The organism is Lyngbya sp. CCY1209 (assembly GCF_055795065.1).
The window spans coordinates 1-6,132 of sequence record NZ_JAYFER010000363.1 but is presented as its reverse complement, the minus strand read 5'-3'; the positions used below and the strand labels follow the sequence as shown (position 1 = coordinate 6,132).

Below are 6,132 nucleotides of genomic sequence, written 5' to 3'. Positions count from 1 at the left end.
TAGATTGCCATCACAGCCTGGGTTTCAGCCGCCTAACCCACCCTACACGAAAGCACATTTTTAGCCGTGTCGGTCCAGTAGGGTGGGTTAGCGCAGCGTAACCCACCGCCAATTCAGAGCATAAACGGTGTTGACATTTCATTAACGCACCCGACGATACGACTTAAAATTCCGACCTCCAATTTTGTAAATACTCTTGAATCTGACCGAGAAAAAACCGCGATCGCTCCAATAATATCTCCGCTTCCCGCAATGTTTCTCGCGCTTCCAAGAGGCGATATTCGACCAATAATTGCAACTGAGGGTTAGTCATACCGGAATGCCCTCACTGAATACCTTCAACAGCAGCGGACTCGCCCCCACCGCACCATTTTTGATCTGTGCTTCCGTCACCACAAACGTAGAAATAACGCGATCGCATTTAAACCCGATATCCCAAGCCAGATCGTCAATTTGTTCCCGCTTTGAGCGCTCCAACTCTGCCACCTTAATAAACACATCCAAATCCGATTCTTCTGTCGCGTCGCCCCGCGCCCGCGAGCCGAACACCCGCAACTCTAAAATTGGCATGATTGCTCTCAGGCGATCGGAAAATTCTAAAATGACTTGGCGATCTATTTCTTGCATTGATTTACAGTTTTTGGGTTGGGTTATAACAATCGATTGACAACTGCCCGATCGCTATTATAGCAGTGCGCGATCGTGCAGAATAAACTGATAACATCGGCGGTGTTGACATTTCATTAATGCACCCGACGGGACAGGTTGATGTATTTTTTTCATGATGTTTTGTTTTGCAATTATAATGGACAATGATTGGCGTTCATCTGGAGCCGGGAAAGCTGGGAGCGGTGGCCGGAAAAATGGAGGATATTGATACCGAGTTCTTGGGCACTGCGGATCGTTTCCCGGGGTAATGGGAGGTTGTGACTCAATCCCCAACCCGAAGACAGACAGCCGACGGATAGAATGATTTGACCCCAATTAAATAATCGGATCGGCTCCCGATTGATAACCGGTAATTCTGAAAATAGAAAGGGTCGGGTTTTGATGGGGTCGTCTCGGGAAATTTTGCCGGAATGGGAAAGGGAAATTTCGAGGTGATGGGCGAGGTTTTTGATGGGTTCCAAGGCGATTTCTAGCCGACCGTCAATTTCGGTTTCGCAGGTGGTGAGTTCGGATTGCAATTCCAGTTTTAAATCCGATATTTGGGACAATTGAATGTCTTCGATCGCCTGTTGAAGTTCCACCATCACCGAATTGATATCGGCGATATTAACTTCTCGGGACGAAGCCTCGATGAACAGGACGGCCCCGCGATCGCTGTATTGTTTGAGATAATTATATTCCAATTCTCCCCAGGAGAAAATCTGCGGATATCGGATATAAATCAAACTATATTCCGGCATTTCATAGCCTGAAAATTCTCGCCAGATCGCGATCTCTTCTAAGGGTTCGACTCCCATCTTTTGGGGAGCCAAAACCGAGACAGATTCCAACAAGTCGGTGAGGTTGTCGCCGATCGCGATATCTTCGGCCGTCCCCCCGAGAATCTGGGCGACGCGGACGGTTTGAGGCGATCGCGCTTGGACAGCCACCCGATACCGCAAATCCAACTCGTTGATATCGGGATCGAACACATCTTTTGCCGGTCGAATTTGGACGGCATCGGCAGAAATAGCAATGCGACAGAGTTCGATTTCTTCGGAGGCGGGGGGATGATTTTTTTCGTCGATCCGAAAGGTTTCCGCCGCCCAATCTTCATCGGTTTGACGGTGGAGTGTTTCCGGATCGACGTAGCTGAGAACCAAATAGACGGCGGTCATTTCCGTCTCGGCGACCGAGGCGATCCGAAATTCGATCGGGCGATCGACAATAATCGGATTTCCCAGGCGATCGATTGCCATCCCCGGTTGAATTTGCACCCAGCGGCCATCCCGATACTGGGCGGAGATGTCGGACGGTGCCTCGATCGCGCACACTCCCAACCCCCTAACAATGCCGGGATGGTAGAGGGATTGGTAGTGGAGATTTTGTCGCCTTCGGTGATAGTCGTGCGATCGCTTCCACCGCTCCGCATTCAACAGCAATCCGTCCCGCACGATCAACCGTTCGAGGGGATACATTTCCGGAGGCAAATAATTGGAATGGGTTAAATCTGTCATAATCATTGAAAGTTATTAATTATAAATTATTAGTTATTTTCAATTCGTAAGTACAAAAAGCGGGTTTCTGTTCTTCGATGACCTGACGGACTAATGTTTCGTCGATGGCATCGGGGTCGCCCCGCAGGCGGACGTCAAAATGGAAAGGCTTTCCGCCCCCCAAAATCGCATCCACGCCCAGATAGGAAGTCCCCATCACCGCCCCCTGGGTAAAATTTTCCACAATGGCGATGTGCTTTTCGATTTCCGGCAAATCTTCATCCAGGGGCAGTCCCGTCGCCAGGTGCAGGTAAAATCGCAGCCCCCGCCGGGTCCCCCGCCAGCGATAAATCTCCAAGGCGTGGCGGATCAGACGGCGTTGCTGTTCCCAACTGAGATTGGGGACCCGACGCCAGCCGACCCAGTGGGCCAAAAAGGGCAGCAGGCTTTCGGGGGCCGTGAGGGGGTCGAGGTGGGCCCAAAGGGTGCCGAAGGTTTGCACGTCGGGGTTGAAGGTGGTTTCGATAATTTTGAGGAAACGGCCGACAAAATCGATTTCCCGATAAATTTGGGGCAGTAGGTTGACGTAGGGCGATCGCGGTCTGAGAAACAGGTCGAAATCTATAAATTCCAGCAGGGGTGGCAGGCCCGTGTTTTCCCCGGTGCCGGGATAAGTGCCGTAAACGCTGAACCGCCCGGAATAGTTGAGCCGCAGTCCGTCGCCCGAGACATCGGCTTGGTGTTCCTCAAAAAAGTTGCGATCGACCCGAAAAGAGAGCACAGCCGACTTCCGTTCCCCCGGCGACAATTGATATCCCGCGATCGCACTCCGACACCAGTGGGGAGGAAAATTGCCGGTCAGTTCGCAGGAGAGCTCCAGGGGGCGGGTATCCAAATTTTCCAAATCGATGACAATTTCACTGACTTCTCCGGGGATAAGTGTCAGGTTTGACCGGTCCGAATCGACTTGGTAAATCGTGCCGGACAATTCGGACAGTTGCGCGGGTTCCGTCTCGGGAATATCGATCGAAACGACATCTAAAAGGACGGATTGACTGGATGGAGCTTGGGTCATGGAAGTCATGTCGGCTTACCGTAGATGCGAAAAGAAACCCGCTTTTTCAATGGATGATGTTGATGACGTGGCCGGAGTTGAGGGCGGCATCAGACCAAGAACAGATCGTCCCGTGGGGGCCGGGATCGATGAGGGCGACGGGTTGTCCCCGCACCCAGCGATTCTCCTGCGGAGAGCCGACCGGGCGGAGGGCGAACAGTTGCACGGCGCCCAAGCTGAGGATGGCGGGAAATTGTTGCAGTAGGGCGATGATGTCGGTGGGGTAGAGGAGCCGGCCGAAGGGCCAGCCTTCCCCCTTGCTCCCCCCGACGACGGGGTTGAGGAAGCGGTACAGGGCGGCTTCCAACTCGCGGCGGATGTCTTCCCGGGCGTCCGGGTGGTCGTACTGGGGTTGCAGGGTGACTTCGGTTTGGACGGCGACCCCGACGTATTCCGGTTCCCGACAGGTGACTTGCACCCCTAGGAGGCGGCGCTCGTCGAGGTAGTCGAGAACCTGGTGCCGGAGTTCGGAACTGAGGATCAATTCCGCCGGGGAAATGCCGAAGCCCGCATCGGGTCGGAGTCGGGGGATGAGGAGCACTTCGACGGTGCCCGGTTGGGTGGGAGGCAAACAGCGGGCGCGGGCGATCGCACCCCGTCCGCCCACGATCGCCAAGGTTTCAAAGTCTTCGGGGGTGACGGCGCGATCGCGGGTTCGCAACATCTGGGGGACGCGGATGGCGGCCTGTTCCAGGGATTCGGCGTCGGAGCCGTTGCGGGCCGGAATGTGGTTGACGGCGGTGCCGACGTAGGGGATGGCGGATTTCATCACGACCACGGTCCCGGGTTGGACGTTGCCCCGGACGCCCCCGCCGGTGCGGTAGCGGACCATCCGCAGGGTGGCTCCCCGGGGGGGTACAGCGCCGTACTGCCGCTCTTGGCTGGGGGCGGGGGTGACGGCGGGGGGGCGGTTGGTGGTTTGCAGCAGGGCGCGGTACTCGGTTTCTCGCACCAGTTGGGTGGGTTCGAGCACCAGGGGGCCGAATTGCACGGCGCCGGTGAGGGAGTCGATTAAATAGTGGCGATCGCCGGGTCCGGAGTTGGAAAAGTCGGGGACTTCTGCCCAAATTTGGGGCAGTTCTCCGGGGGGGGTGACGGTGAGGTATTCGTTTTCAGCCCGGGCGAGGACGGGGGGGCGCGCGAGTCGGAACACCTGGCCGGGGGTGCCGTCGCTGATGCCGAGCACTTCGTCGGTGACGACCTGGCACTGGGTGGCCGGGGCGGTGCCGCCGACGGAGCGGACGCCGAGGCCGACGATGCGGGGGGAGCGGCTGTAGGGGGCCTGGTCGGGGGTGGGTTCGGTGCAGACGCAGCGGAGCCACCGGCCCCGGTAGGCGGTGAATTGGGCGACGGGGAAGCGGACGGGGAGGTGCAGGATGATGTCGGCGCCCCGGCTCGGGTCGCGCCCCTGGCGGGTGAGGTCCCGGAAGCTGAAGCCCTGGGTTTCGTCGTCGGCCTCTTCGATGAGGATTGATTGCCAGTAGCGCCCGTTCCAGGCTTCCCACCGCCGGGGGGGGTGGTCGGGGTCGATGCCGGTGGGGGTGGCGGCTTGGCCTTTGACGGTGAGGGCGATGACGTTGCCTTCGATGGGGGCGTCGGGCTCGAAGACGAGGTAGAAGCATTGGCCGGGGTCGGGCCGATCGCCGAATAGGGGCAGTTCGGGTCCGGACCAGGTGCCGTCCCGGTCCATTGTCCACCAGTTGGTGAAGCGATCGCGCAACATTTGCGGGGTGTCTTCGGGGGTTTCGGCGTGGAGGAAGTGGCCGATGGCGGGTTTGGCGATGGTCAGGGTCCCGGAGGTGCTGAAGACGACGGATTCGGCGTCGGGGAGCCGTTCGGTGGCGATTTCGATGCCGTCGGGGATGGTGTAGGTGGCGGGGAGGTCGGAGACGAGGTAGAAGGTGATTTCGGTGCGGGCGGGGTTGGGGGGTTGCAGGCGGATGCCCAGGAGTTCTAAGAATAAAACGTAGTTGCGGCGGGGGACTTGGTTGAAGCGGGTCAGCATCTGCTCCATCAGCCACGCGAACAGCTCCAGCAGGGTGATGCCGGGATCGCTGGGGTTGTAGTTGCTCCACTCGGGGCAGTAGCGGGGTATTCGCAGCAGGCATTCTTGCAGGAGATCGTCGTAGGTGCGATCATCCAGGTTGGCTTTGGGGAGGTTGGGTAGGAAGTCGAAGACCATGGGGGCTATTCCGGCGGCTGTTGCAGGTAGAAGGGATAGACGAGGCTGCGGCGATCGTGGGTGGGTTTGAGGCGGTAGTTGATGACCAGATCCACCCGCCCCCCGCCGCCGTCGGGGATGGCTAAAACGTCATCTACAATGATGCGCGGTTCCCACTGTTCTAGGGCTTCTCGGACGTAGATCCGCATTAACATCAGGGTTTCGGAGTTGATGGGGGCGAAGCTGAGTTCTGAGAGGCGACAGCCGAACTCGGGCCGGTTGAGTCGTTCGCCCAGGTCGGTCATCAAAATCAGCAGGATGGATTCCCGGACGTTGCGATCGCCCGCACTCAGGGCCCAGTTGCCTTGCTGATTGATTTCCAAGGGAAAGGCAAATCCCTGACCCAAATAGGTCGGGGGGCGACGTTGGTTGAGCATGGGAATTCTCTGAGCTTTTCGGTATGGGAGTTTCGGCGCGGCCGAAACTCCCGGAATTCGGGACAATTTCCCCGATATTTTTGAGGAGAAAGCTGCGGGACTTTCTCGCCGTCAATTGACGGATTCTCTGGTTTTGAGCCACTCAAAAGACCGCAAAGCCGGTTTTTGGGGGGGCAGAATTGGTGATTGATCGGACTTGATTAGGGGTCGAGAGAGAAGTCACCTTCTCCCCCTCCCATTCAGAACCGTGCATGAGACTTTCACCTCACACGGCTC

At 57.4% G+C, this 6,132-nt stretch carries 6 protein-coding genes; all 6 read right to left on the bottom strand.

What is annotated here, in order from left to right; translation table 11 throughout:
• Positions 1-163: 163 nt before the first annotated feature.
• The 6 genes from AC0QHF_RS10300 to AC0QHF_RS10275 all read right to left on the bottom strand — a co-directional run bounded on the left by AC0QHF_RS10300 (position 164) and on the right by AC0QHF_RS10275 (position 5,856).
• A complete protein-coding gene (locus AC0QHF_RS10300; protein WP_324704118.1) occupies positions 164-313 on the bottom strand; it encodes a hypothetical protein in 150 nt (49 codons plus the stop codon).
• On the bottom strand, positions 310-627 hold the full coding sequence (locus tag AC0QHF_RS10295) for a nucleotidyltransferase family protein (RefSeq protein WP_324704117.1): 318 nt from the start codon (positions 625-627) through the stop codon (positions 310-312). The genes AC0QHF_RS10300 and AC0QHF_RS10295 overlap by 4 nt, the downstream gene beginning before the upstream one ends.
• Before the next feature lie 173 nt (positions 628-800).
• Positions 801-2,165 carry a hypothetical protein gene (locus tag AC0QHF_RS10290; protein WP_324704116.1) on the bottom strand — a complete coding sequence of 455 codons (1,365 nt, stop codon included), beginning with the start codon at positions 2,163-2,165 and terminating at the stop codon, positions 801-803.
• A 19-nt stretch (positions 2,166-2,184) separates the two neighbouring features.
• Positions 2,185-3,228, bottom strand: coding sequence for a phage tail protein (locus AC0QHF_RS10285; RefSeq protein ID WP_324704115.1), 1,044 nt, complete (start codon positions 3,226-3,228; stop codon positions 2,185-2,187).
• A 37-nt stretch (positions 3,229-3,265) separates the two neighbouring features.
• A complete protein-coding gene (locus AC0QHF_RS10280) occupies positions 3,266-5,440 on the bottom strand; it encodes a putative baseplate assembly protein (RefSeq protein ID WP_324704114.1) in 2,175 nt (724 codons plus the stop codon).
• Positions 5,441-5,445: 5 nt separating this feature from the next.
• Entirely contained in the window at positions 5,446-5,856 is a 411-nt protein-coding gene (locus tag AC0QHF_RS10275; RefSeq protein WP_324704113.1) for a GPW/gp25 family protein, read from the bottom strand.
• Between the last annotated feature and the right edge of the window lie 276 nt (positions 5,857-6,132).